Raw genomic sequence first — 24,712 nt, 5'->3', positions numbered from 1 at the left:
TAATTCCTTTCTCTTCGCTGTGCTTATCTCAACGGTCAACTTTCAATTTGATATATGTGCCAAAGTGAGATGCACCCCTAGACTTTTACTGACTCCAAATCTAGTAGCTACTTTCCTCGCTTGACATCTTTTCTGCTAAATGAGCCTTCACTATTTTTTGCCGGAGATCGAGAGAATACGCTTTCCGACGGTTTGACTACAACAATGATATTTTATTGTACCTCATTACAGCGGATTCCGCTGTAATGAGGTAACTTCGTTACTTTGAGCGCGAGCTGCTACTGTTTGCAAGCTATTCCAAAACCGTATATACAGCAGATTGCAAGTAAGTAGAGTACACCAAAGGCTATACATTAACGAAAAAAATAAAACTTTCTGTCGCTACTCTACTCCATAAGCCTCCAATCTGCTGTAATATTACCCACAGTCAGGACAGGTCAGGGAAGCATCTCACTTTTGCAGCCAAGCTAGAAATTGGAGTTTTGAGGCAGGAGGAAGAAGGAAGGAGCCAGAAGAAGTGTTTTTACAAATATGAGATGCTCCCCAGGGCAGTGCCATCTCCCTACAATTAAATCGATTATTTTAAGTTAGGGGAACGGTGCGGTGTCCTCAATTGCCGTGTAGTCGATCGTGATATCAAAATCGAGGGCGATGGCGTCCCGCCCCGCAAGCTACGGGCAATTTAATCATCCAATCCGGTTACTTTTAGCCGTTACCCACAGCATTCGATACCGTAGGGTGCGGCTCCATCAAAAATCTACAGATCGACTCGAAAATCTCGCAGCGACCCATCTTACAAGGGACAGTCAACTGTCAACTAACCAAAAAAAGATGCTGCCCTCAATGGAGGGCAGCTACTCAAATAAAGCATCTTAAAGTCTCTCAAAACTTCAGAATTAACCTTCAGACATTCCTGATTTATTCGGCAATTGCAAATCATCAGGATCTACATAGTGACAAACTGCTTTGTCCATACAAATCAACGCCCAGCCGGATTTATCGATGCTCATCAATTTGTAAGAAGCGGGCTGAATAAAGAAACCTTTGTGGTTGCGGGTTGCTGGTTTGATGTTAACGTGGCTGTCATTGCTCATGTTTTTACAACTCCTAGTATTATCGTAGTAAAATCTGAAAACCGCTGAGCGGGTTTGTGAATCGTCTAAGTTTTCAAATACTAGCACTGACTTTCTGAGTTTTCCATAAAGTTATTTATTGATTTATTACGATCCCGTAATAAACTCCAAAGCCAGTTTCGTTGCTCCCCGCCCCCAAATCGACTTGTTTGCGCTGTTACGGCTCCAGAAGCCACTGTTTAACGCGGGCGAGACTCTTCCAGTCGGGTTTTCTCTTTAATCCTTCTTCAAAATTTTTTTTAACTTCGTCGAGCAACTCTTCGGAAGCCATCAGGAGTTGCTGAGCCACTTCTACATGGGGGCGCACTCCTTTTTCTTTGAGATCGAGGATTGCTACTGCTAGGTTGATGCGAGCTTGGGGGTCATGAGGGTTCAATTTAACGGCTGTTTTCGCTGCCTTTTGAGCCGGTGCAGCTTTATTTTCCAACAGGTAGAGCCACGCGAGGCTAGCCCAGGCATTGCCATTTTTGGGAGCTTTCTCGCACACTTCTTTAAACACGGGGATCAGATGAGCCGGGGCTTCGCCAGCTTGATAGCGATCGAAACCGTCTTTAAACAATTCTTCAGGGGTCATTCGATTTTAGATTTGGGATTTGAGATTTTAGATGGAAAAGAGCATGGGGTGCGGGACGCAACAAGGCAGTCCGAGGCATTCTCAGCAATTAGCAATTACCAATCCCCAATGCTCTATTTTCCGATTATGTAGAAAAAGAACTGCCACAGCCGCAAGTTTGAGTTGCGTTGGGGTTAGTAAACTGAAAGCCGCCCCCGATCATAGCATCGCTGAAGTCGAGAACCAAACCGTAGAGATAAAGAATGCTCTTGCGATCGCAAACTACCTGAAAACCGTCGTAATCGAACACTTCATCGTCGGATTTCACAGTGCTGGGATCTGCGAAATCCATCACGTAAGACATACCAGAGCAGCCGCCCTGGCGCACCCCTACCCGCAAGCAGAGGTCTTTACCTTGCTTCTCTCTCAGAGCTAAAACTTGACGGACAGCAGAGTCCGTCATTTGAATTCCACGCTTTTGTGAAGTGGCTTGAGTCATAATTTGCCGAACTCCTGAGATTGTCTAATGCTAAGAGTTTAATCTTATGCCTCCATTGTACAGGCATTCGCCAGAAGGCCTTGGGTTAGATGCTGAAGGCCGAATTTTTAGCTTCTAATTTTTAATTCCCGTGGGGCCTCGTTCCCAAGCTCGATGTCCTCTCCCCCTATAGGGTTTATGATTGATAAGCAGCGGTTGACCGGCTACCGGCACCGCAACAATGCTTCACCCAACGGGCTTACTCTATGGCAGCGCTGAATCGCACTACTCTTCGTCGGCTACAAAACTTACCTCAAATTCCCAGCGTGTGGGAGGGCGATCGCCGACCCTTATCTAATGCTGACTCACACCTGATGATAGATGACGATGACGTTCTAGAAGCTGGTGGCGAGTGCATTCTCTGGGTCGATGGCTCCGAAGGCGTCGTGAGGGCTATGGACATGGTAGGCCCAGATGCCGGCCCAGAGGCGATCGTCCGGGCCCTGCTACGGGCAATGGAACATCCCCAAAGTCCGGCCCCCGCAGGTCGGCCCCAAAAAATAGTAGTCAAAAACCGAGAAATTCAATTTTATCTGCGGGGCGTACTTCAAGATTTAAGCATTTCCATTGACTACGTGCCGGAATTGCCCTTAATTGACGAAATATTTCGCGGGATGGAAGAGGTCGCGATCAATAGACCTCCTGAGTTGCCCCCTCAGTATGCTGAAGTTTTAATGGAAAAAGCTGCTCAAATTTGGCAAGATGCTCCGTGGCGGACTTTGAGCGAACACCAAATTATATCTATTGAAATCAATCAGTGGGATGTCGCCAGCCTCTACGTGTCCGTATTGGGGCAAGGCAGAATGGATTACGGAGTTTTACTGTACCGCTCTCTAGAATCCTTGAAGCGGTTTCGAGAACGAGTCGTCAACGATGAATCTTTTGAAGATTTAGAACAGGCTTTTTTAGGGCAAGACTGTTTGTTTCTCACCTTTGAAAGTTCCACAGATATTGATGAGGACGACGAAGAAGAAATTGATTTAGCCGATTTGCCTCCATCGGAAATTGAACCAAATTTTGGCAACCTGCATCCTTTAGAAGGATTGCGATCGATTCTTTACGAAGAAGAAGCCCTCACGATGTTAGTTGCTCTCGAAGCATTTCACCGCTTTTTCCGCAACGGCCGCCGGAAATTGGGAGCAGAGACGTTTCCCAATCTCAACAGTCGCTACCGCATCCCGGTTCCGCAGTCTGACGGAGAAATTCAACAGGTATCCGTTAAAGTTTCGACAATGCCCGATGTGTCCGACGAATTATTACAGATGCTCGGTGATGACGATGATGATGACGATGATGATGAATTTGAAATGCCACTGCTGCGGGACGATTTGGTGCCGCAAAATTCATTTTTGAGTCTCGGCGCCGTACCTTGGGAAACCGTAGAGTTCCTGCGCGCAAGTGTCCAGTTTCACCAAGGTGCAGAAAGTGATATTAATACCGCCGGAGATGGTTTGCCGGTGGTGATGATCCAAACTTCTCATCCGAAGGCGAAAACGATGATCCAGGATTTGAAAGAAGCTGGAGGGGTGAAGGCAATTGGTTTTAATCCGGGCGAAAATCCTTTTCAGGATGAGCAATACGACTTGGGTATTTTGCAAACTAAAAATGGGGATCTGTATTTGTTTGGGGAGTTTAATGAAAACGATCCGGTGCATCAGGAAGCTCGCCAAAAGTGGGATCGCCGCTGTAAATTAACGAACGGTTGGTGCGGTTTGATTATTGCTAAAGGGTTGATGGGTGCTTCTCGCGGTCAGCCTCAGTTTAAGGATATGGTTGCTTTGCTTGAGGTGCGCTGGGTTTCTGCTAAAGAGTTGGGAATTGGGCCGCTTCAGTTGATGCCGATGTTTTGAAGTTAGTTGACTGTTGACTGTTGACTGTTGTGAGAAGGAAGAGGTAAAAGTAATATGTCAGGTGCGCATTGCGCGCGCTACTGTGTGAATTATTCAGGAGAATGAATATGTCAAATTCTACTCAAAAGCGAGAAGTGTTAGTCGCCCTTGATGCTGAATTAGCTGATAAAATAGACCAGCTTACTGATAATTGGACGGAGGCGATCGAACAGGCTCTCCGTCTCTGGTACGCTAAGCAAATAGAAGATAAGTTGCGGAAGTTTTATCAAAACCGCAGTCAAGAAGATATTGAGGATGAAAAAGAGTGGTTTAATTTTGTAGAGGAACAGATAGAAGAAGCATGGATAGGCGATGGACTCTAACTCAACAGCGAAAACTTATCCCCGCCAAGGTGAGATTTACCTTTCAAGAGCTTTGCGTCAGTTAGGAGATACCAAAAAAAGACCTGTAGTTGTGGTTTCTCCCGATATCCGCAATGAGTTGACCGATTCTGTAATTGTTGTTCCTTTCACAAGTAACCTTGCAGGAGTAGAAAATCCTACTCGTGTCTTGATTCCTGCGGGTGAGGGAGGATTGCAAGCTGATTCTCTAGCTGTATGTGAAAACGTTTCTGCTTTGCGGCAGACATTCCTAGAACAAGGCCCTTACGGTCACATTAGTGCCGATGTTCTAGCAAGAATTCAGAGGGCTATACAAGTGTCGATCGGCATTTATGAACTTTGAATGTTTCGGAAATTCTAAATTTTGTTACAATTTGTAAAAATACTGTAAAGGATAGGTAAAATGCGGGTTGCGATCGCAGGTGCGGGACTGGCTGGAATGACCACAGCAGTCGATTTAGTGGATGCCGGCCACGAAGTAGAAATTTTTGAATCCCGCCCCTTTGTCGGCGGCAAAGTCGGCAGTTGGGTAGATCCCGACGGCAATCACGTTGAAATGGGTTTGCACGTCTTCTTCGGCTGCTATTATAACTTATTTGCCCTGATGAAAAAAGTGGGAGCTTTTGACGATTTGCTCCTCAAAGAACACGTCCACACTTTTATTAATCGAGGCGGCGAAACCGGTTCTTTAGATTTTCGCTTTCCCGTGGGTGCTCCTTTGCACGGATTGAAGGCGTTTTTCACGACATCTCAGCTATCGGTACAAGACAAAATTCAAAATGCGATCGCCCTGGGAACTAGCCCGATCGTCCGAGGTTTGATAGACTTTGACGGGGCAATGAAAACTATCCGCGATTTGGATAAAGTTAGCTTCGCTGACTGGTTCCGCAGCCAAGGTGGCAACCAAAACTCGCTCAAAAGAATGTGGAATCCGATCGCCTACGCACTGGGTTTTATCGACACTGAAAATATTTCAGCCCGGTGTATGTTGACAATCTTTCAATTTTTTGCATCGAAAACCGAAGCCTCTGTCATGCGGATGCTGGCAGGTTCTCCCAACGAATATTTGCACAAACCAATTGTGGAATATTTGGAAAAGAAAGGAGCAAAAATTTATACGCGGCGCCGAGTCCGAGAAATTCAGTTTGAAGAAGGCGAAGAAACCCGCGTGACAGGCTTGGTAGTAGCTAACGGCGAAACAGAAGAAAAGATTACCGCAGACGCTTACGTTTTCGCCTGCGACGTGCCAGGAATTCAGAAAATATTGCCCCCAGCTTGGCGCAAATGGTCGGAATTTGACAACATTTATAAGTTAGATGCGGTGCCAGTTGCTACAGTACAATTGCGGTTCGACGGTTGGGTAACGGAACTAGAAGACGAAGCGAAGCGCAAACAGTTGAGCCACGCTGTAGGAATCGATAATTTGCTATATTCAGCAGATGCAGATTTTTCTTGTTTTGCAGATTTGGCGCTGACAAGTCCCAAGGATTATTATCAAGAAGGACAAGGTTCGCTGTTGCAGTTGGTGCTGACACCGGGAGATCCGTTTATTAAACAAAGCAATGAGGCGATCGCCCAACACGTACTTAAGCAAGTTCAGGATTTATTCCCCTCAGCGCGGGAATTAAACATGACTTGGTACAGTGTAGTTAAGCTCGCTCAATCTTTGTATCGCGAAGCACCGGGAATGGATGTTTTCCGCCCTGCTCAAAAAACTCCGATCGCCAATTTCTTTCTAGCAGGAAGTTACACTCAGCAAGACTACATTGATAGTATGGAAGGAGCGACACTTTCAGGCCATCAAGCGGCTAAGGCAATTCTCGAAGCTTACAGTCATTAGTCATTAGTCGTCTCTCGTTTTCTCTGGTTCCCAGGCATAGCCTGGGAACAAAAAAGAAACAATTCTTCAATCTAAAATCTAAAATCTAAAATCTAAAATCGCATGACTGATTGGTTAGAACACAGCGTCCAAGTAGAAGTGGCAATTCCCATCGAATTAGCGTGGCAACTCTGGTCGGATTTAGAGCAAATGCCACGCTGGATGAAGTGGATCGAATCAGTTCGCGTTCTCGAAGACAACCCGGAATTATCGCGCTGGAAACTCGCAACTGGCGGGTTAGAATTTAGCTGGCTTTCTCGGATTCTCAAATTAGTGCCGAATCAGATAATTCAGTGGGAATCGGTAGACGGTTTGCCAAATCGGGGTGCGGTAAGATTTTACGATCGCAAAAACAGCAGTATTGTCAAACTGACAGTAGCTTATGGAGTTCCCGGCTGGCTGGCAAAATTGATGGACAATTCATTTCTAGCGCGAGTAGTTGAATCGACTCTTATGGCTGACTTGGAAAGGTTTAAAGAGTATGCTCTGAAAGTTAAGGCAACATCTTAAATTATGAGGAAGGAAGTCATGACTACTAACCAGTTTTTAGTCATGACTTTAGTTTTTTTAATTCTAATTTAGGACTTATACACCCGAACAAAGAAACCGGGTTTTTGAACCGAGATTGAAAGTTTTAAGCAAATATTTTGGTGAAAAACCCGGTTTATTGTTGCCCGTGCGTCCAGGACTATAATTGTAACGCGAGAGTCGATCGCCCTTTTGCCTCAGTATCATAGAGAGATGCTGCTGATTCCTTCTCGCTTCAGTTATGAGTTACTGCCTAAACCCCACCTGTCAAAACCCGCAAAATGCCGATCGTACCCTATTCTGCCTGAATTGCGGCTCCAAACTGTTGCTGAGAGAGCGTTACCGCGCCATCAAACCCCTCGGGCGCGGCGGTTTCGGCCGCACTTTTTTAGCAGTAGACGAAGACAAACCCTCAAAACCGCGCTGTGCAATTAAACAGTTTTTCCCCCTATCCCAAGGTACCAGCAGCAGCGAAAAAGCAGCAGAATTATTCAACCGAGAAGCGGTGCGGCTGGACGAGTTGGGGAAACACCCGCAAATTCCCGAACTGCTGGCGCACTTTCAGCAGGAACGCTATCAGTATTTGGTACAGGAATTTATAGAAGGTCAGAATTTACAGCAAGAGTTGGCGCGGGCAGGGCCTTTCAGCGAAAGCCAGATTCTCAGTCTGCTGAAGGATTTATTGCCAGTATTGCAGTTCGTGCACGATCGCAGTGTAATTCACCGAGATATTAAACCTCCCAATATTATCCGCCGCCGCATTTCTCAAACTCCCATAATTTATACTTACCCCACATTAACCGGGGAATTAGTTTTAGTTGATTTTGGCGCTGCAAAAGTTGTGGAGGGTTTGAGAGAAACTGGTACAGTCATCGGTTCTCCCGAATTCGTCGCGCCGGAACAAATTAGAGGTCAAGCGGTTTATGCCAGTGATTTATATAGTTTGGGAGTAACTTGCCTTTATTTGCTGACTCAAATATCTCCTTTTGATTTGTTCGATATCAATCAAGATGTTTGGGTTTGGCGAGACTTTTTGAAAGTTCCAATCGATCCGAAATTAAGTCGCATCCTCGACAAAATGATCGAACCAAGTCTCAGTCGCCGCTACAAATCAGTAGCTGAGGTATTGAAAGATTTGCAGCCGCAGCAGTCGGCGGTGCAGGTTCCGACTCCGGCGGCCCCTGCTATTTCCGTGCCGCAGAGGATGCCTGCGGTGCAGAATGCAGTGCCGCCAACGCTTGCAGGCACAATTTTACCTGTGCCGCCGATGCAGCGGGTTGTGCCCGCACGCGCGCCTACTTGGAGGTGTGTTCATACTCTGGTGGGGCATTCTAATGCTGTCACCTCGGTAGCTTTCAGTCCAGATGGCGCGACTTTAGCTAGCGGCAGTGAGGACAAGACGATCGAGATGTGGAAGTTGGATGCGGGTAAGCGGTGGTACACTCTTACGGGTCATTCTGACTGGGTGACTTGTGTGGCGTTTAGTCCTGATGGGGCGACTTTGGCTAGTGGTAGCCGGGACAAAACAATTCAAATTTGGGATTTGAATAAGGGTAAGTGGTGGTACGCTTTGCGAGGTCACGAGGATAGGGTTTATGCTGTGGCCTTCAGTCGGGACGGTCAGGTTTTGGCTAGCGGCAGTCGGGACAAAACTGTGCAGTTGTGGAATTTGAATAAGGGAAGGCGGATGTCGGCTTTGATTGGTCACGCTGGCGGGGTGGAGGCGGTGGCTTTTAGTGCTGGCGGGGAGTTTTTGGCTAGCGGCAGTCGGGACAAGACTGTGCAGTTGTGGGATTGGCAAAATGGTCGATCGATTTGTACTCTGGCGGAGCACGGGGATTGGGTGCGGGCGATCGTTTTTGCTGCGAACTCCCCCAACTCCCTTCCCGGTCAGACCCCCCCCAACCCCCCCTTGGTAAGGGGGGGAGTAGGAGAAGGATTGATTTTGGCGACGGGGAGTCGGGATGGTACGGCGAATCTGTGGCGGGTGGATGCACAGGGGCGAGGGACGCTGTTGCGGAGTATGAGGGACAATTCTGGGGATGTTTTGTGTGTGGCGTTCAGTCCCGATGGTCGGGTTTTGGCGACGGGGAGTCGGGATGGCACGATTTATTTGTGGGATGCGGGTACGGGGGGTTTGCTGGAAATTCTGACCGGCCACGGGGGGGAGGTTTTGTCGGTGGCGTTTAGTGGTGATGGGGGGAGTTTGGCTAGCGGTGCGGGCGATCGAACTGTGAAGATTTGGCGGGGGATTGGGCATTAAGGGCGATGTCAAAAGTGTCCGCCTAACAAATCTCATATTTATGCTTGACAGGCGATCGAATGTTGTGCTAAATTAGGAATTCGTGAGGACGCATAGCTCAGTTGGTTAGAGCACTACGTTGACATCGTAGGGGTCACTGGTTCGAGTCCAGTTGTGTCCATACCTAAAACCCGCCCACAAAGCGGTTTTGTTGTTTCTAAAACTTGTTTCTACAACCAAACTGCTAGATTTGGCATTCTCAATTAGGAATGACAGAATATGTCTAGGTCAGAGATTTAGTACAGTCGCCACGTTTCGTCGAGGCTGTTGCTGAGCAGTTGCATAGTTTGCATGAGTTCGGTGTTAAAGAAACGCTAGCCCGATTCTCGCAGGCACCATCCGCATCCGCGAACAAAGCGCAAGCAAGCAGAACAAGAACGAAAACAAATGTTAGAATGCGAGCACCTTACACTGTCCGAAGCAGAAGCCGCTAACCGGATTAAAGACGAATTTGTAGGGGTGCTGTCCCATCAGTTGCGATGCCCGTTTGCTTAAACATTGAATGGCTGAGGTTTGGCGCATACTATATATTAGGACTTACGCACCAAAAGCCTAAAACCTCGATCCCCCCTTTTTTAGGGGGAACAGTCAAAGTCCTTAAAAAGGGGGCTAGGGGGATCTCTGCGTAAGTCCTGTACATCTTGATTCCCTAACAATAACTGGCAGAATAGGTAAATAGGCAGGACTAACCGCAATGAATGTAGAACGTACAAACTCCTTGAATCATGGAGAAGAGCTTACTATAAATTTTTCTCAAGAGCTATGTACAGACTGCCAAGCAATTGAAGCACGATTTGCGGTGATAGTCGATCGCATGGCTGAGGCCTTCATTTCTATTAATTCAGAGTGGCACTGCACCTATGTCAACCATAAAGCAGAGCAGCTTTTAAACAGGAATCGGCAACACCTGATAGGCAAAAATATATGGACTGTATTTTCGGTCGATCTTACCTCTGAGCTATATAAGTATTGTCATCAAGCGATCGCAACGCCAACTTCAATCGAGTTTGAAGAACACTACCCCTCACTTAACAAGTGGTTGAGAATTCGCCTCATCAAGAGTGAAGAAGGCTTACTTCTTTACTTCCAAGATACTACTGAAACATCTGAAGTCGATCGACAATTGAAAGCCGAAATCGCTAAGTGCCAGCAGGTGGAAGCCACTCTTCAGAAAAAACAGGACTTTTTGAAAGCAATCCTAAACAACGTTCAAGCTGGCATTGTGGCTTGCGATGCCGATGGCATATTGACGGTATTTAACCAAGCAGCTAAAGATTTTCATGGATTACCTCAGCAGCCAGTTCCAGCGGCTCAATGGGCCCAATATTATGACTTGTATTTGTCAGACGGCAAAACACGCATGAATACAGAGGATATTCCCCTGTTTCAGGCATTGCAAGGACAGAACGTTCGTGATGTGGAAATGATGATTGTTCCGCAGCAAGGAACTGCGCGAATGCTGTTAGCAACTGGACAGGCAATTATTGCCGCAAACGGCGAAAAACAGGGTGCAGTTGTCGTGATGCACGACATTACACAGCGCAAGCAGGCAGAAACTGCTCTGCGTGAGGGTGAAGCGCAATTATCCAGCATCTTCCAAACTATTCCTGATGGGATCACCATTCTAGATTCTACCGGACAGATTATGGCGGCCAATAGGGCAGCAGAGAGGATTTTAAGATTGACTCTCAGCGACATTGTGGAGCGAGGCTATAACGATCCATCCTGGTTCATTACAACCGTGGAGGGTCATCCTTTCCCAGAAGATGAACTGCCGTTTGCGAGGGTGATGCAAACTGGTGAGCCTGTTTATAATATTGAACATGGCATTACTCATGCCGATGGAACTCGCACGATTCTCTCGATCAATGCTTCCCCTTTGTTTGACCCAGAGGGACAAATTATCAATATCATTGCTGCTTTCAGCGACATTACTGAACGCAAACAAACCGAAGACGAACGAGTACAACTTGTTCAAGAACAGGCAGCCCGTGCTGTAGCAGAAAATTCTCAACAACAATCAGCATTTTTAGCGGAAGTGAGTGCTGTCCTTTCCTCTTCACTAGAGTATGAACAAACTCTCCAAAGCGTTGCAAAGCTGGCAGTTCCTTATTTTGCAGATTGGTGTAGTGTCGATCTGCTGAATGACGATCGCACGATCGATCGGGTTGCGGTGGCTCATTCAGATCCCGAAAAAGTGAAGTTTGGCTGGGAGTTGGCTCAACGCTTTCCCAGACATCTCGATGAGGCGTATGGCATTTCTCAAGTTATGCAAACAGGACAGGTTGAAATTGCAATTGAGATTACAGATGAACAGTTAGTTGCGGCAGTGCCGAATGCTGAATACCTGGAAATCATACGTGGAGTTGGGTTAAAGTCCTGCATCATTGCACCGCTACAGGCACGCGGGCGCGTGTTGGGCAGCATTACGTTGGTGTTTACTGAATCCGATCGCCGCTATTGCCTGGAAGACATTGCTCTGGCTGAAGATTTGGCTCAGCGAGCAGCGATCGCCATTGATAACGCTCGTCTCTATAATGAAACACAACAAGCGAAATTAGCCGCCGAACTCGCTGCTAACCGGACGGCTCGACTGCTGGCGGTGATGACAGCTTTGTCTGAATCGCTAACCTCGGCTCAAGTGGCTCAGGTGATTATTGAACAGGGAATGTCCGCACTGGGAGCAAGTTGTGGTTTGGTTGCCGTATTAAACCAGAAGGCAAGCGAACTGGAGATTATTCAAGCGATCGGGTATGAGCACGTAGGAGAATTTCTGCGCAGTTTTTCGATTCATGCGCCCTATCCTCTGGCAGAAGCCGTGCGAACTGGGCAACCTGTTTGGGTAGAAACCATCGAAAACCGAATTGCCCGTTATCCTGATTTAGCTGAAGCTTATGCCAAGGTTGGTTCAGAAGCCTGGATTTCAGTGCCATTGTTGATTGAAGGACAAGCCGTTGGTGGGCTATCGCTCGGTTTTTCGACCGTTCCCCAGCTTTGTGAGAGCGATCGCGGTTTCGTTTTGGCACTGGCACAGCAGTCGGCGCAGTCGATCGACCGAGCACGGCTCTACGAGTCAGAATCGCAAGCACGGGCACAAGCAGAAGCAGCTAACCGAATTAAAGATGAGTTCTTAGCTGTCTTGTCACACGAATTGCGAACTCCGTTGAATCCGATTGTGGGTTGGACTCGACTGCTGCGAAGGGGAACCCTGGATTCTGGCAAAACGGCGGTAGCTCTCGAAACGATTGAACGCAACGCCCAGTTGCAAGTTCAACTGATTGAGGATTTGCTCGATATTTCTCGCATTCTGCAAGGCAAGCTGAGTTTTAATTCTACTCCAATTAATTTGAAAACAACTCTTAAAGCCGCGATCGAAACAGTTAGTTTAGCCGCCGCAGCGAAGAACATTCAAATTAACACCCAGCTAGAACTCAATGTGGGCGATGTGTTAGGAGATGCTACCCGATTGCAACAGGTTGTCTGGAATTTGCTCGCCAATGCAATTAAGTTCACCCCAACTGGAGGTAGAGTTGAAGTTGAGCTAAAAACGATTGATTCATCTGCTCAAATTCAAGTCAGGGATACAGGGAAAGGGATTCAGCCAGAATTTATTCCCTATGTCTTTGACACATTTCGACAAGCCGATAGCAGTATTACGAGAACATTTGGTGGGTTAGGGCTGGGATTAGCGATCGTGCGTCACGTCGTTGAGCTACATGGTGGAACTGTCAAAGCCGAAAGTTTTGTAGAAGGACAGGGAGCAACATTTACTGTCACATTTCCCTTATTAGCCAGAAGCAAAGAGGCAAACAGCGATCGCAAGGAAAATCTATCACTCAATGCTCACACTTCACCCTTGGCTAGATTATGTATCCTGGCCGTCGATGACGAACTAGACAATTTAGAGTTAGTTCAATGTATCTTGGAGCAAGCGGGAGCCACCGTGATCTCTGTATCTTCAGCAACAGATGCGCTACAACTACTTAATGAATCTAAGCCAGATGTTTTGATTGCTGATATTGGAATGCCACAAATTGATGGCTATAAGTTGATTGGTCAAATCAGACAACTATCCACAGAGCAGGGAGGAAAGATTCCCGCGATCGCACTTACTGCCTGTGCCGGAGACATCAATCAGCAGCAAGCGCTAGATGCTGGCTTTCAAAGGCATCTTTCCAAGCCGGTTGAGCCGGAAATGTTAGTGCAGACAATTGAGCAATTGCTCGATCCAATTGGGATAAGCAGAGCATTAAACATCTCCCAAAATTAAGCTTCAGCTACCTCGGTACAAGGATTTCAAGTTGATTATTGGAGATGTCTTTTGAGTATAGTCTGGGAAAATGTCACGAATTGAGGATTAGCCTAATGGTGCTTGGCATAAATTTAGGAACAGGCTCTGCTAAGGCATTGCTCTTAGCAACAGACGGAACCGCTATATCGCTCAAACCGCTCAGGGGGAACCCACGAGCGTAACCATCCCGGAGCAATAGGAGCAATGGCATTGAGCGCAGCGTGAAGGGTAAGCACTGTGGGGATAATCTACCTCAATTTTAGCAAGATTTATGATACTCCGTCATCTCCCCAAACCCCATAAAACATCATTGACACCAGCCCAGGGCCCACAACGCGGGAACTTTAAACTTTGCCCCACAGTTGGGAAATTGCGACAGTAAACGCAACTAATGTCGATCGCCCCCCTGCATCCCCAAATCATCTCAAATCCGGTCGATTGCCCACCAGTCCCCTCCGGGACACGGCCTGACAGCCGTGTCCTCACCCGCAGCACTACTTGAGACGCCAAAGGGAAAAACCCCTTGATAACTTACCTGCGACAGCCTTGGGCGATCGCCCTCAACACCGCTAGCCGCACTTCTGGATGAGATTTCTCAAGCCCGTTAGCCCGAAAAATCCAGTGTCCGCCGCCCGCGTGCTCGATCGCAATCTTCTGTCCGTCAGGCAAAACTATTTGCCACCAATTCAACACAGTGGCTTTAATAAGGTGGCACTGAATTTCGTTCAGTTGAACCTCCATTAATTTCAGTTGACGCATGATTGGATTTTGGGCAGATGACTTCATGATTTTTCTCTTTAAATGAATTCGACTGTTTCTCGGCTTTGATTTCAGTTTGCCGATTTTTCAACTTAACTTCACCTTCCGAACTTTTCGCCTTTACTTCCCCTTCCGAACTTTTCGCCTTTACTTCCCTTTTACCACCTTTAGGCTCAATTTTGACTCCAAAACCTTTAGACTTAACTTTTCCTTGGGCAGAAGTTGAAGTCTGTTCCGTTGCCGGCTTCTTAAACTCCGCGTCTAATTGGTCTAAAATCTCCTCTTGTTCGGGAGTATGTTCCGCTGGCTGCTCTAAATTTCTCGGATTGTATTCGTCAACCAACCTTGCCAAAAATTCCGAAATTGACAGTCCGGCTGCGGCTGCTTTTTTCGTTAAAAGGGCGTAAGTGTCGGTTTTAATCCGAATTTGTTTGAGCCGGAGGTTGGGATTGTTGTCAACTGTTTCGGCAATAGTTACTGCCGTAATCCTTTCTTTTGGTATGACATCAACAACTTCTTGCCACTTTTCCTGTAAAGGACTGTCGCCGTATTGGTCGGTGATTGCGTGTTTGAACAAAGGGACAACTTGAGCAACGCAGCTCGGCAAAATCTCAAATCCGGCTTTAATTAAGCGCAGGCAAATGCTCGCCGATTTGATGATTTGCGTGCAGTAAAAATACTGTCTGCCTAATGCTTGTTCGCAGTAACTTTTAAAAGTTTTGAACTTGTGTTTGTACAATCGCAGTTTTCGGATCGTGTCCAGCATGATTCCTTGACGCACGTAGTCTAGGAATCCCCTTTTAATTTCGCCTGTCAGGTAGTCTAAATCGTGAAAGGGAGATTGATTCTGGATTTCTTCTTCAAAGTCTAGCAGCGGGCCTGCAAAGTGAAAGTTGGAGGCGACATCGCCTAGGTAGAAGTTGTCAATTGATGTGGACATTATCTGGAATGGTTCGAGAAAGGGCACGATAGCACGGAAGTTGTGCGATCGCAAAGTAGAAGTTTTGGTCTGGATCTTTGATACAATTTTGAGCTGGGCACTCCTGTGAGGTCGATCGACCTTTTAAATGGCATCACCTCCTCGGCGTTGAGAAACAGAGGCTTGAGGTATGCGCGCAACCCCCGAAAATACGCTTGGGTATGCAAGCACAATTGATAGAGACTACAAGTAAGGCGGTTCTTCAAACCTGCATTTTGACGAAAGGAGGCTCGCCCAACCGCTTTGCTATGTCCTTATTCGTAGTTTAGTCAGACTTACTGCTTTTATCAAGGGTAAACTACGAAATATTCTGCACCATGAATCAAGAAGTACGGGATTTATACGAAATGAGCCTTGCAGAAATTAGAGAATACAGGGGCTTTAGTCGCCGAGAGCTTAGCCAGCAACTGACGGGGAAAGTCTCTGAAGATACTTTGTATTCAATAGAAAAAAGAAAACAAAAACCCAGAGTTGATACTGCAATAGCCATCTGTACAGCCCTAAATATTAGCTTGAAACAGTTCTGTCACTCGATCGGGCTAGATGTTTCAGGGCTTGTTGATGATTACGTACCCCCGAGGGGCAGCTAACAAACAGAGCTAAATCATGGTCTTGATATTTGATACAATTTTAAACTGTCCTGTGAGGTCGATCGACCTTTTACATGGCATCACCTCCTCGGGCTTGAGGAAAATAGGCTTGAGGTATGCGCCCAACCCCCGAAAATACGCTTGGGTATGCAAGCACAATTGATAGAGACTACAAGTAAGGCGGTTCTTCAAACCTGCATTTTGACGAAAGTAGGCTCGCCCGGCCGCCTTTTTTTGGGTGGCTCTACATGAAGTGTACTTCATCAAAACAACCAAGTCAAGAGGTTAGCTTCATGAAACAAACTTCATGCACTGTGGAAGAAAATTTGCAAGAAAAGGAGAAGTCTCCATTAAGGCTTCTGAGAGAACAAGCTGGGCTAACCCGCCCTCAAGTCAAACAACATATCGGCGTTTCTGAGCGGATGCAAGCTGACTGGGAATCAGGAAAGTCCATGCCAACTGTTGAAAACGTAGCTGCACTGGCTAACCTGTACCAGGTTTCTCTAAAAACTATGTTTGAGCTTTTAGGATTAGATGTAACTAAAATTCCCGATGACTTACCAAGTCGATCGCCCTCGCAGAACGACAACTAACCCGCAGGGGTTCGGAAATGTCTAGGGAAACGGGTTTGAGTCATGCACCCAAGCCCGGAAAATAGGCTTTGCTATGCAGGCATAATGGGTAGAAACTACAAATAAGGCAGCTCGCTAAACCAAAGCGTTTCCACCGTCCGGCTAAAGCAGCGGCCTTTGTGTTGTCTCTATATTAAACAACCTTAGTTGTATTTAACCGATTTGTCAACAACTTTGGTTGTGAATTTGCTATGATATGCCCCGAAAGAAACAAACTCAAGAGTCCAAAGATATACCAGCACTGCAAATCTTGCGGGAGGCTGTTGGTTTATCGCAATCCGCCTTAGCAAAACAAATTCCCGACAAAACCCGCACAAAAACCCTAACTCAGCAAGCCATTAGCAAATGGGAACGAGGACTAGACGAACCAGAACTGACCATTGCTCAAATGAAAGCTCTTTGCAAAGCTTTGGGAAAAACGCTTAACGATTTACCTAACGACTTAGGCCCACCAAATCCCGACTGACAAGTAAAAACTCAAAAAGCCCGATCGACCTTTCATCGATCAATCCGTGACTTTCCCTCTCAGAGCTTTAATCTGCCCTCGCTTGGTTTTGCTGTCGAGACGCTTGCGCTGGGAACTACGAGTTGCTTTGCTGGGTTTGCGCCTTTTCGGTATGACGATCGCACTTTTAATCAGTTCTTGCAGCCGTCTCAAAGCCTCCTCCCGGTTTTGTTCCTGGCTGCGGTGTTCCTGGGCTTTGATGACAATCACACCTTCGGAGGTGATGCGCTGGTCGTTGATTTGCAACAAACGCTCCTTGTAGCGATCGGGCAATGAGGAAGCTGGGATATCAAAGCGCAAGTGAATAGCACTCGCCACCTTATTTACATTTTGTCCCCCCGCGCCTTGAGAGCGAATCGCACTAATCTCGATTTCGCCATCTGGAATGAACACAGTATTAGAAATTTGTAACATGATGAATAAGTGAAATTAAAGATACTGAGAAAGCAGTGCATCTTTTATATATAACTTACTGTAGTTAGGGAACAGGATATTACCCACAATCTGGACACGGCACTGCTGTGTCCCTACAATTAATCGGGGGATGGTTGCATCTGGTGCGAGCGCAAGCGATTATTTTGGGGTAGGGAAACGGCACTGCCGTGTCCTCTCCGTTGCTATTTTTTGACTACTAACAGTAAACAGTCAACAATCATGGATGAGTGCCACCGGAATCGATCTTATTTACAGTTTTTAGCTATCAGGATGAATTCGATTAGTTGTTTTCGATCCCATAACTCTATGTCGTTAGATTCAGCAAGGTTGTAAGCATTTTCGGTAAATCTGTTGTTGGTGATGACTCTGCCTTTATTTCCTTTGTAATGTCTGACGGCTCCTGCTACTTCTTGAACTGCTTTAATACCAACTGGATTTTTGCTTCTTTTCGCTTGAACTACAGTTTTCGATCCATCTTTGTATAAAATTAAATCCGCCCCATAATCTTGACTATCTTGAGTTAAAGTAACACCATAACCAAAGTTTCTAAAATGGACATAGAGAAAATTTTCAAACTCTTTTCCCGTCATTGAATCCACTTCCAGAATACCACTGTCTAATAAACGTTTGCTTGACTCTTCTTCTTTCAATGTATCCAATACCGATGCCGCAATATCACCTATAAATGCAGCGGATCTTAGTATAAATTTTTTCATAAAATTACATTTGTTTTAAACGAGTAGTTAGGATTGTACCCGATTTACTCATTAACAAACGTCAAAACAATTTGCAACTGCCAATAAATTCGTAAGGTGCGCCGAAACGCACCCTACCAAAATTAATTAGTCCGTAGTACCTGTTTGCAGCGACTCTTTAGCAGTCTGCGTCCACTCAGAGTGGAAGAATTCGCCGCGCGGTTTGTCGGTGCGTTCGTAGGTGTGAGCCCCGAAATAATCACGCTGAGCTTGCGTGAGGTTTTGCGGCAATCTTTCGCGTCGGTAGCTGTCGAAATAGTCCAGCGACGCGCTAAAGGCTGGCACTGCAATCCCCAGCGTGCTAGCAGTAGCCAACACCTCCCGCCAAGCTGATTGGCGATCGAGAATGCTCTGTTTGAACTCCGGCGCTAACAGCAAATTCGGCAGCGCGGGATCGTCCTTGAAAGCTTTTTTAATCTTGTCCAAAAATCCAGCCCGAATGATACAGCCACCTTTCCAAATTCTGGAAATTTCGCTCAAACTCAAGTCATAGTTGTACGACTTCGAGGCCGCACTCAACAGCGCCATGCCTTGCGCGTAGGAGCAAATCTTCGAGCAGTAAAGCGCATCCCGAACTTTGTTGACAAACTCTTTAGTATCGCCTTCATACTTAGCGCTAGGCCCAGTTAGTTCTTGAGAAGCTTTGACGCGCTCTGCTTTATAAGAAGACATGATTCTGGCATTCACAGCAGCAATAATTGTCGGAATGCTCACGCCCAATTCCAAAGCACTCATTACAGTCCAGCGGCCGGTGCCTTTCTGACCCGCTGCGTCCATAATTACCTCAACTAAGGGATGCTTAGTTTCCGGGTCAATGTACTTGAAAATATTAGCCGTAATTTCAATCAAAAACGAGTTGAGTTCGTCTGTGGTATTCCATTCGGCAAAAACTTCCTGCAACTGCTTGCCGTCCAATCCACCAACGTTTTTGAGCAAATCGTAGGCTTCAGCAATGAGCTGCATATCCCCGTACTCAATGCCGTTGTGAACCATCTTCACGTAGTGACCGGCGCCGCCGGGGCCGATGAATGTGACGCAGGGGCCGTCATCTACTTGAGCCGCAATTTTGGTGAGAATTGGCTCTAGTAGACCGTAAGCAGTGCGGGTGCCACCGGGCATCAAACTAGCACCGTTGAGCGCGCCTTCTTCGCCGCCGCTGATGCCCATGCCGACAAATCCCAGTCCGATCGATTCTAAATCTTTGGTGCGGCGTTCGGTGTCGTCGTATAGCGAGTTGCCGCCGTCAATAATCATGTCGCCCGGTGACAGCATGGGTTTGAGCTGGTCGATGACCGCATCTACGGGTTTCCCAGCTTGCACCATGACTAAGATTCGGCGCGGGGTTTCTAGGGCATCGACGAATTCTGTCAGAGTCTTGGTGCCTACAATGTTCTTGCCGGGGGCGCGCAGGGCCATGAAGTCGTCGGTTTTGGCTGCTGTGCGGTTGTACACAGCCACGGAGAAACCTCTGCTTTCGACGTTGAGCGCTAGGTTCTCGCCCATCACGGCTAGACCGATTAAACCAAAATTTTGCTTTGTCATGCTAATAACCCGCTGGTTGTTCCCGCTTGAGGATAGGTTTGCGAGAGAGGAAAGCGAGGCGGGGTGTACCGCTTTCCGGTGGACTAAAAGTATTGGACAATAGACCTAGGAGGTTTAGGTTTATTTTTATATTCTAAGAATTGCTGTTTGGTAAATCAGTAGGGTTTTTTTAAGATTTAAGGGATATTAAAGAGCTCGGCGGGTGATAATAAAGCAGATATTCAGTCGATCGCAGTAACGGTAGATACAAACAAGCGGACATTTTGAGCAAGATTTAGGAGACTGTAACTATGGAAGATTTGCAGTATCTCGCGGCCTGGGTGAAGGAGCAACACGCTCGCGAGTATATTTTGACTTGGCTGCTGAGTCAACAGGGGCTGTGGTGGTCTGATGGGGAGATTTATCAGGCAGTTTTGCAAAAGTCGGGAAAGCTGTTGAAAGCTTATGTTCAAAAAAGGCAAGCGGGAGAGTTATTTGAAGGAATTTCTGAGAAGTTGGTAGGAGATGATAATTGGGATGATCTGGTGGTGAGTTTAGGGCGAATTGTTGCTCTTTATCAAGAGGAATTGCTGAAGTTGCAAGAGCGCGATCGCCGGGGTGATGGGGTAAAAAAAAATTTGATTAGCCAACCGTTGACTGGAGATTCTTTGTCGCTTGAAGTGCAGCAAGCTTTGCCCGATCCTTATGCGGATACGCTGACGGGGAGATAGTCAACTGTTGACTGTTGACTGTTGACTGTTGACTGTTGACTGTTGACTGTTGACTAAAGATAGCTGCTAGCTTGACGGGTAAACATTGAATAGTAAATTTGGCCCAATTCTATCAATTCGTCGTGAGTTCCTATTTCTGCTATTTTACCGTTTTCCATGACGGCGATGCGATCGGCAATTTTTGCTAGTCCTAATCTGTGACTGATGACTATTGTTGTTTTCCCGGTCGCTATTTGGCGGAAGATGCTGTAAATTTCGTGTTCTGTCTTGGGGTCGAGGGCGGCGGTTGGTTCGTCAAAAATTAGCACTTCGGCTGTGTCAAGCCGCATTAAGGCGCGGGCGATCGCAATTCTTTGCCACTGTCCCCCCGATAAGTCTATGCCGTCTTCTAATTGTTTCCCCAACGGTGTTTCTAAACCTTGCTCTAAACTGTTGACTTTAGCTGCAATCCCTGCTTCGGAAATAGCTTCGTTAATTGCGCTGTCATCCGACAGTGAAAGCAAGTCGCCGAAACCGACGTTTTCGCGGACTGTGGAGGGGAAACGGGCGTAATCTTGCATAACGACGGCGATGCGCGATCGCACGTATGCTAGAGAGTACGATCGCAAATCTTTGCCGTTCCAGGCGATCGTACCGCTTGTCGGGTCGTACAGGCGACCGAGGAGTTTGCCAAGGGTCGTTTTACCCGCGCCATTTTCACCAACAAGCACTAGCATTTCACCCGGATTAATCGTTAAGTTGATATCTTCAACCGTGCTTTTATTACTACCGGGATAGCAGAAAGATAAATGCTTAATCTCGATGCCAATTTTATCTTTTGTCATCTCATAATCTTTGCTGCTATCCTCTAAAAGCGGCAGGCGAGACGCCACATCTCCAAGCGGAGACTGCAATTCTGGTTTGAGTTCCAACAGTTGAAAAATCGGGCTAACGCTGAGAGAGATATCGTACAAATTAGTAGAAGTGCTAATCAGTATGTGCAAACTTTGCTTTACTTGGACAATCAAACCAGAATAGAGTGCTAAATCGCCCAAAGTATAGCGGCCACCCAAAGCTCCCATTACGACATAAATAAATGGCAAAACCACTCCGATTCTACTAAACATCGACCAGAAAAGTACAACAATAGCTCCTTTTTTTCGGATTTGCTGCATCTCGCTAAAAAATTGCAAAAACTGACCCTGCCAGCGTTTGAGCCAAAGTTCTTGCAACCCAAACAAACGCAATTCTTTAGCATATTCTTCGCCTGTCAAAACTCTAGCAGATAAGTTCATTTCGCGGCTGATTTTAGCTTGCTTTCTTTGAACTCTCCAGATAATTCTGCTATATTTTCTTTGGGTGTAAATTGAGGGAGAGGATGAAATCAACATCAGCACTGGCACCCACCAAGCTATCGCAGCAGCAAGGCCTATCGATGGAATAAATATAAAAATTCCCGTGATGGTCATGCTGATGGTAAAGGCTAGTTGCTGTATTTTGGATACTCCAGTTTTCGCGAGCTCTACTATATTTAATAGTTCCGGGTTTTCAAAGAGGGCAATATCGTCGAAATTGGCGACTTTTTCGAGGACTTTTCCTTCGACAAAGCCTTGAACGCGATCGCGCAAAGATGTCGCCACAAAAGAGTTCATTGTGTCTAGGGCATCACCGACTAACTTGAGACTTAAGACTCCGCCAATACTCCACAGCAATATTGGCCGGGAAAGCATCAAAGCAAAGGGCTGTGCTGTTTGGGTTTGCGACAGCAACCGAGATACTTCATCAATGATTAATTTATCTAAAAATAGCACGGCAGAGGGGGCAGCACCGCCGATGATGTTGAGTAATATTAAATTGCGGAGTTCAATTGGTGCGGCTTTGATTATCAGGCCCAAGCTGCGCCACAGAGCTTGGAAGGTGGTAATTTGGATAGGTTGCATAATTCAATCGCAATAATTTTATTTGTTCATCTCCTCCTGCTGTATTATAACAGTAGTCGTCAATTAATATAGTTCGCTAACAATTAGGCCGCCAGGGATTTAAATCCCTGTCTCATAGCTAAAGTCCTCTAAAGAGGACTATTGGTTAATATTTAGAATTTGAGTTGGTTAGCTTCGTTTGAACAGGAGTGCCTCTCAATATGTACAGGATTTACATCAAGTCTGCTAGGCTGTTTCTTCAGTCCACTTAAGTGGACTTGAGCTGTGAGACGGGGGTTAAAACCCCCGGCGGGTTAGTGGGAAAGCGGCAAATATCAAACTACCCAAATGTCAAACGCCGCACCGTACCGTCATCTGTAAATCGCTGTTCGCCAACGGCAACAACTTCCACAATAACTTCGCGTTCTGATATCAAAAATTGACCCTCGCGCGCGGCAATTTCAACAATGATTTTGTCCCCTTCCAAATACACCTTGTAATTAGTCGTTGCCCAGACACCTTTTTCATGTTCAAAACTGTGTCCGTCGTCCTCATAAAGCGTCCATTCACCGCTTCCGGGGCAAATTCGCATTTTTAATGACTCAAGCGGTTCTTCGCTGACAAATTGCCTCACAGGTGCGATCGCAATTATGCCCCCACCCCGCACGTAAAGCGGCATTGTCTCCAAAGGCGCATGGGCTAAAATGTGCGTCGGGCCCTGATAGCATTCGCCCGTCCACCAATCGTACCAAGTACCCTCCGGCAAATACACGGCGCGATGCTCAACTCCAGGGCGGTAAACAGGTGCAGCCATCAGCGACGGGCCGAGCAATACTTGATCGTAAAGGTGATATAGTTGCCCGATCGCGCGGAAAGTGATACAGTAACTGTCGCAAAATCGGCGTTCCCGTGGTCGCAGCTTCCCAAAACAAGGTGTAAATGTAAGGCAACAACTGATAGCGCAAATTCATGTATTCGCGGCAAATCTTCTCAGTGCGATCGCCAAAAACCCACGGTTCGTGCTGGGCCGTACTTATCGCCGAATGACCGCGCATCAAGGGATACAGCATTCCCACCTGCATCCACTGCGCGAACATTTCGGCGGTTGCATTCTCCGCAAAACCGCCGATGTCGCAACCGACAAACGCCACGCCGGAAAGCCCCATATTGCAAAGCATCCGCATCGGCATTTCTAAATGATCCCACAGCGATTGATTGTCGCCCATCCATACCGAGGAGTAACGCTGAACGCCCGCAAAACCCGATCGCGTCAGCACAAAAGATCGCTCGCCCGATCGCACTTTTTGCAAGCCCTGTGCACAAGCTTTCGCCATCATTAAACCACACAAATTGTGCGTTTCCGCGTGGGTTGCGCCCTCGGATGCCGGGCCTTGCGGTGCATCCAGCGGAAACCAGATGTGTTCGTGGCCGTCACCAAAAGGTCGTTCTGCGATCGAAGGTTCGTTCATGTCGTTCCAAATCCCCGCAACGCCCATATCTGTAAGGTTTTTGTGCAATTCGCCCCACCACTACCGCACCTCTGGCCGCAGGAAGTCGGGAAACACCGCTTTTTCGGGCCAAACGTAACCGTGGAATAGCCTTCCCTCTGCGGTGCGGACGAAATAGTCGTTTTCCACACCCCGATCGAATACTTCATAATCCCCTTCCGGTTCGTACTTGACACCGGGATCGACAATGGTGACAACCTTAAAACCGGCTGCTTTCAAGTCTGCGATCAGTTTCGCGGGATCGGGGAAACGCTTCGGGCTCCAGGTAAAAATGCGGTAGCCGTCCATATAGTCGATGTCGAGGTGGATGACATCGCAGGGAATCGCGCGATCGCGAAATTCCTGCGCCAACTCCCGCACAACGTCCTCGGATTCGTAGCTCCAGCGGCATTGGTGGTATCCCAGCGCCCATTTTGGCGGAAGCGGCATCCGGCCGGTTAACTGCGTGTAGGTGGCGAGAATTTGGGCGGGTTCCGGGCCGTAAATGATGTAGTAATCGAGTTCCGGGCCTCTGGTTTCCATCCGCAAAACTCCCGGTTGTTGGGCGCCGATGTCGAATTGACTCCAAAATGTGGTGTTGAAAAAGATGCCGTAAGCGCGATCGGGATTCAAGCCGATATATAAATGGGCTCGCCTGGTACATTTCATCGCTGAGGGAATTGTAGTCAAGCGCGTCTATTGTCCAGTTTGTCTTGACTTCGGAGAGTTTGTCGAGAAAGCCGGTGCGTTGGCCGAAACCGTAGAAGTGTTCGTCTGCTTCAATGCGTTTCCAGCCTGCCGTTGCGCCGGTTCGCCATCCCATACTGGGATCGCAGTCGCTAGCAAATGGTTTTCCCGATTTGTCAAAGCACTCGATTGCAGCACTAGATTTGGAGTTTAGACTAAGCAGGTCAAAAAGTGCGCTCGCCCAAAGACCGGCAAACGTCCATACTCCAACGGCAACGG

General features: G+C 47.1%; 22 protein-coding genes, 1 tRNA gene and 2 pseudogenes. 13 read left to right on the top strand and 12 right to left on the bottom strand.

The genetic code is table 11. From position 1 onward, the window contains the following. Positions 1–896: 896 nt before the first annotated feature. The 3 genes from QUA13_RS25910 to QUA13_RS25900 form a co-directional block, all read right to left on the bottom strand. Positions 897–1,094 (bottom strand): hypothetical protein, encoded by a 198-nt coding sequence (locus QUA13_RS25910; RefSeq protein ID WP_172187588.1) that lies wholly within the window; start codon positions 1,092–1,094, stop codon positions 897–899. 196 nt (positions 1,095–1,290) lie between these two features. Further along, entirely contained in the window at positions 1,291–1,707 is a 417-nt protein-coding gene (locus QUA13_RS25905) for a hypothetical protein (protein ID WP_333203140.1), read from the bottom strand. A gap of 124 nt (positions 1,708–1,831) precedes the next feature. Next, positions 1,832–2,185, bottom strand: a complete 354-nt coding sequence (locus QUA13_RS25900; protein WP_172187584.1) for a HesB/IscA family protein — start codon at positions 2,183–2,185, stop codon at positions 1,832–1,834. Positions 2,186–2,430: 245 nt separating this feature from the next. Here QUA13_RS25900 and QUA13_RS25895 point away from each other — a divergent pair, with 245 nt between their 5' ends. The 8 genes from QUA13_RS25895 to QUA13_RS25860 all read left to right on the top strand — a co-directional run bounded on the left by QUA13_RS25895 (position 2,431) and on the right by QUA13_RS25860 (position 13,433). After that, complete coding sequence (locus QUA13_RS25895) at positions 2,431–4,074, top strand: DUF6930 domain-containing protein (RefSeq protein WP_333192286.1); 1,644 nt, start codon at positions 2,431–2,433, stop codon at positions 4,072–4,074. 107 nt (positions 4,075–4,181) lie between these two features. Beyond that, on the top strand, positions 4,182–4,436 hold the full coding sequence (locus QUA13_RS25890; RefSeq protein WP_333203138.1) for a hypothetical protein: 255 nt from the start codon (positions 4,182–4,184) through the stop codon (positions 4,434–4,436). After that, entirely contained in the window at positions 4,426–4,797 is a 372-nt protein-coding gene (locus tag QUA13_RS25885) for a type II toxin-antitoxin system PemK/MazF family toxin (RefSeq protein WP_333192305.1), read from the top strand. The genes QUA13_RS25890 and QUA13_RS25885 overlap by 11 nt, the downstream gene beginning before the upstream one ends. Positions 4,798–4,857: 60 nt before the next feature. Then, positions 4,858–6,294 carry a 9,9'-di-cis-zeta-carotene desaturase gene (gene zds, locus QUA13_RS25880; protein WP_333203136.1) on the top strand — a complete coding sequence of 479 codons (1,437 nt, stop codon included), beginning with the start codon at positions 4,858–4,860 and terminating at the stop codon, positions 6,292–6,294. 102 nt (positions 6,295–6,396) lie between these two features. Continuing rightward, the gene (locus tag QUA13_RS25875; protein WP_172187574.1) at positions 6,397–6,843 is read left to right on the top strand and encodes an SRPBCC family protein; all 447 of its coding nucleotides are present in this window, start codon (positions 6,397–6,399) and stop codon (positions 6,841–6,843) included. Between the two features lie 259 nt (positions 6,844–7,102). Next, complete coding sequence (locus QUA13_RS25870) at positions 7,103–9,124, top strand: serine/threonine-protein kinase (protein WP_333203134.1); 2,022 nt, start codon at positions 7,103–7,105, stop codon at positions 9,122–9,124. Between the two features lie 86 nt (positions 9,125–9,210). Then, a tRNA-Val gene (locus tag QUA13_RS25865) sits at positions 9,211–9,284 on the top strand. Between the two features lie 573 nt (positions 9,285–9,857). Continuing rightward, positions 9,858–13,433 carry a PAS domain S-box protein gene (locus QUA13_RS25860; RefSeq protein WP_333203132.1) on the top strand — a complete coding sequence of 1,192 codons (3,576 nt, stop codon included), beginning with the start codon at positions 9,858–9,860 and terminating at the stop codon, positions 13,431–13,433. 552 nt (positions 13,434–13,985) lie between these two features. Here the strand turns inward: QUA13_RS25860 and QUA13_RS25855 are convergent. Both QUA13_RS25855 and QUA13_RS25850 read right to left on the bottom strand, forming a co-directional pair. Further along, positions 13,986–14,147: a hypothetical protein gene (locus tag QUA13_RS25855; protein WP_242728623.1), complete on the bottom strand. Its 162-nt coding sequence runs from the start codon at positions 14,145–14,147 to the stop codon at positions 13,986–13,988. Between the two features lie 7 nt (positions 14,148–14,154). After that, the gene (locus QUA13_RS25850) at positions 14,155–15,153 is read right to left on the bottom strand and encodes a hypothetical protein (protein ID WP_333203130.1); all 999 of its coding nucleotides are present in this window, start codon (positions 15,151–15,153) and stop codon (positions 14,155–14,157) included. A 356-nt stretch (positions 15,154–15,509) separates the two neighbouring features. On the opposite strand from QUA13_RS25850, the gene QUA13_RS25845 reads away from it, so the two are divergent. From QUA13_RS25845 to QUA13_RS25835, 3 genes are all read left to right on the top strand, one after another. Next, positions 15,510–15,782, top strand: a complete 273-nt coding sequence (locus QUA13_RS25845; RefSeq protein WP_172187564.1) for a helix-turn-helix domain-containing protein — start codon at positions 15,510–15,512, stop codon at positions 15,780–15,782. A gap of 293 nt (positions 15,783–16,075) precedes the next feature. Continuing rightward, positions 16,076–16,375 carry a helix-turn-helix transcriptional regulator gene (locus QUA13_RS25840; protein WP_333160548.1) on the top strand — a complete coding sequence of 100 codons (300 nt, stop codon included), beginning with the start codon at positions 16,076–16,078 and terminating at the stop codon, positions 16,373–16,375. A 235-nt stretch (positions 16,376–16,610) separates the two neighbouring features. Further along, complete coding sequence (locus tag QUA13_RS25835) at positions 16,611–16,880, top strand: helix-turn-helix transcriptional regulator (protein ID WP_333038826.1); 270 nt, start codon at positions 16,611–16,613, stop codon at positions 16,878–16,880. A gap of 39 nt (positions 16,881–16,919) precedes the next feature. Here QUA13_RS25835 and arfB read toward each other — a convergent pair whose 3' ends face one another. The 3 genes from arfB to gnd all read right to left on the bottom strand — a co-directional run bounded on the left by arfB (position 16,920) and on the right by gnd (position 19,651). Then, entirely contained in the window at positions 16,920–17,333 is a 414-nt protein-coding gene (arfB, locus tag QUA13_RS25830; protein WP_333102661.1) for an alternative ribosome rescue aminoacyl-tRNA hydrolase ArfB, read from the bottom strand. Between the two features lie 266 nt (positions 17,334–17,599). Continuing rightward, on the bottom strand, positions 17,600–18,070 hold the full coding sequence (locus QUA13_RS25825) for a restriction endonuclease (protein ID WP_333203127.1): 471 nt from the start codon (positions 18,068–18,070) through the stop codon (positions 17,600–17,602). Positions 18,071–18,196: 126 nt separating this feature from the next. After that, positions 18,197–19,651, bottom strand: coding sequence for a decarboxylating NADP(+)-dependent phosphogluconate dehydrogenase (gnd, locus tag QUA13_RS25820; RefSeq protein ID WP_333187829.1), 1,455 nt, complete (start codon positions 19,649–19,651; stop codon positions 18,197–18,199). Positions 19,652–19,941: 290 nt separating this feature from the next. Here gnd and QUA13_RS25815 point away from each other — a divergent pair, with 290 nt between their 5' ends. Beyond that, complete coding sequence (locus QUA13_RS25815) at positions 19,942–20,361, top strand: hypothetical protein (protein WP_172187549.1); 420 nt, start codon at positions 19,942–19,944, stop codon at positions 20,359–20,361. Between the two features lie 53 nt (positions 20,362–20,414). Here QUA13_RS25815 and QUA13_RS25810 read toward each other — a convergent pair whose 3' ends face one another. The 4 genes and pseudogenes from QUA13_RS25810 to QUA13_RS25795 form a co-directional block, all read right to left on the bottom strand. Then, complete coding sequence (locus QUA13_RS25810; protein WP_333203125.1) at positions 20,415–22,280, bottom strand: ABC transporter ATP-binding protein; 1,866 nt, start codon at positions 22,278–22,280, stop codon at positions 20,415–20,417. A 319-nt stretch (positions 22,281–22,599) separates the two neighbouring features. Next, a complete protein-coding gene (locus QUA13_RS25805) occupies positions 22,600–23,073 on the bottom strand; it encodes a DUF5110 domain-containing protein (protein WP_333203123.1) in 474 nt (157 codons plus the stop codon). Further along, positions 23,042–24,196 (bottom strand): annotated as a pseudogene (locus QUA13_RS25800) (TIM-barrel domain-containing protein). The gene QUA13_RS25805 and the pseudogene QUA13_RS25800 overlap by 32 nt, the downstream one beginning before the upstream one ends. A 238-nt stretch (positions 24,197–24,434) precedes the next feature. Further along, positions 24,435–24,569, bottom strand: a pseudogene (locus QUA13_RS25795) (hypothetical protein); the annotation flags it as partial. Between QUA13_RS25795 and QUA13_RS25790 the strand changes: the two are divergent. Further along, positions 24,529–24,712 (top strand): hypothetical protein (locus tag QUA13_RS25790; RefSeq protein WP_333203142.1); only part of this gene is annotated, 184 nt, incomplete at its 3' end. The pseudogene QUA13_RS25795 and the gene QUA13_RS25790 overlap by 41 nt on opposite strands.

Source organism: Microcoleus sp. S28C3 (assembly GCF_036700785.1).
In the GTDB taxonomy this organism is placed as follows: domain Bacteria; phylum Cyanobacteriota; class Cyanobacteriia; order Cyanobacteriales; family Microcoleaceae; genus Microcoleus; species Microcoleus asticus.
Note: the sequence above shows the minus strand (reverse complement) of the source record. Positions and strands in the feature narration are given on the sequence as shown.

What these genes read in the sequence shown, in the direction of transcription:
- QUA13_RS25910 (WP_172187588.1), bottom strand. Translation starts at nt 1,094, where the DNA reads ATGAGCAATGACAGCCACGTTAACATCAAACCAGCAACCCGCAACCAC.
- QUA13_RS25905 (WP_333203140.1), bottom strand. Translation starts at nt 1,707, where the DNA reads ATGACCCCTGAAGAATTGTTTAAAGACGGTTTCGATCGCTATCAAGCT.
- QUA13_RS25900 (WP_172187584.1), bottom strand. Translation starts at nt 2,185, where the DNA reads ATGACTCAAGCCACTTCACAAAAGCGTGGAATTCAAATGACGGACTCT.
- QUA13_RS25895 (WP_333192286.1), top strand. Translation starts at nt 2,431, where the DNA reads ATGGCAGCGCTGAATCGCACTACTCTTCGTCGGCTACAAAACTTACCT.
- QUA13_RS25890 (WP_333203138.1), top strand. Translation starts at nt 4,182, where the DNA reads ATGTCAAATTCTACTCAAAAGCGAGAAGTGTTAGTCGCCCTTGATGCT.
- QUA13_RS25885 (WP_333192305.1), top strand. Translation starts at nt 4,426, where the DNA reads ATGGACTCTAACTCAACAGCGAAAACTTATCCCCGCCAAGGTGAGATT.
- zds (WP_333203136.1), top strand. Translation starts at nt 4,858, where the DNA reads ATGCGGGTTGCGATCGCAGGTGCGGGACTGGCTGGAATGACCACAGCA.
- QUA13_RS25875 (WP_172187574.1), top strand. Translation starts at nt 6,397, where the DNA reads ATGACTGATTGGTTAGAACACAGCGTCCAAGTAGAAGTGGCAATTCCC.
- QUA13_RS25870 (WP_333203134.1), top strand. Translation starts at nt 7,103, where the DNA reads ATGAGTTACTGCCTAAACCCCACCTGTCAAAACCCGCAAAATGCCGAT.
- QUA13_RS25860 (WP_333203132.1), top strand. Translation starts at nt 9,858, where the DNA reads ATGAATGTAGAACGTACAAACTCCTTGAATCATGGAGAAGAGCTTACT.
- QUA13_RS25850 (WP_333203130.1), bottom strand. Translation starts at nt 15,153, where the DNA reads ATGTCCACATCAATTGACAACTTCTACCTAGGCGATGTCGCCTCCAAC.
- QUA13_RS25845 (WP_172187564.1), top strand. Translation starts at nt 15,510, where the DNA reads ATGAATCAAGAAGTACGGGATTTATACGAAATGAGCCTTGCAGAAATT.
- QUA13_RS25840 (WP_333160548.1), top strand. Translation starts at nt 16,076, where the DNA reads ATGAAACAAACTTCATGCACTGTGGAAGAAAATTTGCAAGAAAAGGAG.
- QUA13_RS25835 (WP_333038826.1), top strand. Translation starts at nt 16,611, where the DNA reads ATGCCCCGAAAGAAACAAACTCAAGAGTCCAAAGATATACCAGCACTG.
- arfB (WP_333102661.1), bottom strand. Translation starts at nt 17,333, where the DNA reads ATGTTACAAATTTCTAATACTGTGTTCATTCCAGATGGCGAAATCGAG.
- QUA13_RS25825 (WP_333203127.1), bottom strand. Translation starts at nt 18,070, where the DNA reads ATGAAAAAATTTATACTAAGATCCGCTGCATTTATAGGTGATATTGCG.
- gnd (WP_333187829.1), bottom strand. Translation starts at nt 19,651, where the DNA reads ATGACAAAGCAAAATTTTGGTTTAATCGGTCTAGCCGTGATGGGCGAG.
- QUA13_RS25815 (WP_172187549.1), top strand. Translation starts at nt 19,942, where the DNA reads ATGGAAGATTTGCAGTATCTCGCGGCCTGGGTGAAGGAGCAACACGCT.
- QUA13_RS25810 (WP_333203125.1), bottom strand. Translation starts at nt 22,280, where the DNA reads ATGCAACCTATCCAAATTACCACCTTCCAAGCTCTGTGGCGCAGCTTG.
- QUA13_RS25805 (WP_333203123.1), bottom strand. Translation starts at nt 23,073, where the DNA reads ATGGCTGCACCTGTTTACCGCCCTGGAGTTGAGCATCGCGCCGTGTAT.